Consider the following 1859-nt stretch of genomic DNA (forward strand, 5'->3'; position numbering starts at 1 on the left):
CTACTCTCAAACCGCACTGTAACTTCACTCAGTCCATTATTTTACGTCGCTTAACTTACGACCAGCTGTCTTCGCTTTTAGTTCTTCGTTGGGCGGCAGTGTTCCGAAGTTAAACAAGTTACTAACTGGACAGTGCGAAGTTCTGTGGTCGGTTGAGTGGTTGGATTACCCCTAAGAAAAGAACACCCCTATCGCCAAAGCGACGAGAATGTTCCAAACTGGCTGAATCAGCAAAACTCAGCCAGTTAGATTATGGCTCTATATCGTCGAGTCGAGCAAATCTTAGTTGAACTGCGCCCTATGTTTGCCCGTCAAGCCACCTTCGAGTGGTTTGTGTTACTGCTATGGGGAGTGCTCTTATCAACGCAACCGCCCGCTGTTACCAGTTACCTCAATGCCATTGGCATCAGTGAAGGCTACTATCATCAAGCCCTGCACTGGTTTCATTCCAGTGCTTGGAGGGTCAAGGAACTGTGTCTTGGATGGGGAAACTTGCTCAGGGAACACCCCCATGTGCATCAACTGCGAGGCAAACCGGTTTATATCGGTGATGGCATCAAGGTAGGGAAAGAAGGAAATAAGATGCCTGGAGTGAAACGTTTGCATCAAGAATCAGAGAATGTCAGTAAACCAGAATGGATTCGAGGGCATTACTTTGGGGCATTAAACCTATTATTGGGAGTAGGGGAGGCTCTGTTTGCGATTCCTGTGGTATTGGAAATCCAAGATGGACTCAAAAGATCACCAGCGGCGGAAAAGGCGGCTCAAACCGAGTACCAAAGCATTGAGAGCCAGGAGCAAACCCTGGTTGATAAAATGGCTCAGTTGTGTGTTAAGTTCATGACCAGCGGCAGTTACGTTGTCCTTGATGCTTACTTTGCTTCAGGCAAGGTGCTCGGTCCGTTGCGAGCACATAACCTGCATCTGATCAGTCGCGTCCGCATCAACAGCGTTGGTCATGCTCCCTTTTGTGCTCTACCTGGCAAGCGAGGTCGAGGTAGACCACGCAAATGGGGCACTCCGGTCAAATTGCAACACCTGTTTGAGCAACTCAATGCTTTAAACGGTGAAACCGTTCAACTCTATGGTAGATGGTTAAGGGTGAAGTCTTGGGTGATTCAATTACATTGGGACTCCCCCGATGAGTTGGTGCAGTTTGTGCTGACGCAGCTGCCAGGAGGTAAACAGATGATCTTGATTTCCAGCGATTTGACTCTGTCAGCTCAAGAGGTGATTGAAGCCTATGGCTGGCGCTTCAAAATTGAAGTGTGTTTCCGAACATTAGTACATCTGCTCGGAGGTTTTTGCTATCGCTTTTGGCTCAAGACCATGCCTTCGGCGACCCAGTGGCCTCAAGATCTACAGCTGGGACAATACCCGACCCAGTTTCGTCAGCAAGTGGAGCGCAAGGTTGAAGCTTTTGAACGTTTAGTCAATCTCAATGCCATTGCCTTGGGTATTTTGCAACTCCTCTCCCTGGAGATGGCAAACTCCATTTGGTTGCACTTCCCAGGTTGGTTTCGCACCGTACCAGCCCACGGCTATCCCACTGAGCAAATCGTGCGCTTGACTTTGCAGCATCAAGCTGAAGATATTTTACCCTTGAAGTAGACCCACTCTGCTTTTGCCAAAATACCTGGCCAAAAAACCTCCTTTAACTGAGTCTTCTTACTTACAGAGGTTGGCTAGTTCAAATAACACTCACCGATGCTGAAAAACTTTTCACTGTCCAGTTCATTAAGGCGATCTAAAATTTACTCTAAACTAGGACGCTGTTCAACTAGTTCTGGTTTATGCAAGCATACTAATAATGTTAATATGTTGGCAGTAGCCTCCATAATCCTAGAACTACAATAACC

Annotated in this window: 1 protein-coding gene; it reads left to right on the forward strand. The window is 47.3% G+C overall.

Annotated features, from left to right (window positions below):
* Positions 1-252 precede the first annotated feature (252 nt).
* Positions 253-1611, forward strand: a complete 1359-nt coding sequence (locus F6K53_RS39400; RefSeq protein WP_293085393.1) for a transposase — start codon at positions 253-255, stop codon at positions 1609-1611.
* Positions 1612-1859 lie beyond the last annotated feature (248 nt).

It is taken from the genome of Moorena sp. SIO4A1 (assembly GCF_010672065.1).
GTDB lineage: Bacteria > Cyanobacteriota > Cyanobacteriia > Cyanobacteriales > Coleofasciculaceae > Moorena.

Bases quoted from the DNA above. Each gene is read 5' to 3' on its own strand.
- F6K53_RS39400 (WP_293085393.1), top strand. From the start codon at position 253: ATGGCTCTATATCGTCGAGTCGAGCAAATCTTAGTTGAACTGCGCCCT.